Raw genomic sequence first — 219 nt, 5'->3', positions numbered from 1 at the left:
GAACCTTCGGTGGCGTCCTTGGCAATGGTGATGGTTTCACCATTGCTCAAGGTGATCTTCATCTCGGTGCCGGCTGGGTTGGTCAGCTTGGCGGTGTAAACGATGCTGCCGCCTTCCTGCACGGAACCGGTGGCCGAGAGGGTCAGACCGGTGGTGTCCAGACGAGCTGGGTCATCGGTGACGACGGTGGTCGGAGTACCTGCGGTTTCCAGGTGCTCA

General features: G+C 60.7%; 1 protein-coding gene. It reads right to left on the bottom strand.

Annotation, left to right across the window (positions count from 1 at the left end):
* On the bottom strand, positions 1-219 hold a 219-nt coding region (locus DM374_RS33020; RefSeq protein ID WP_157969854.1), incomplete at both ends, for an immunoglobulin-like domain-containing protein.

The organism is Pseudomonas huaxiensis, from assembly GCF_003231275.1.
GTDB lineage: Bacteria > Pseudomonadota > Gammaproteobacteria > Pseudomonadales > Pseudomonadaceae > Aquipseudomonas > Aquipseudomonas huaxiensis.
Note: the sequence above shows the minus strand (reverse complement) of the source record. Positions and strands in the feature narration are given on the sequence as shown.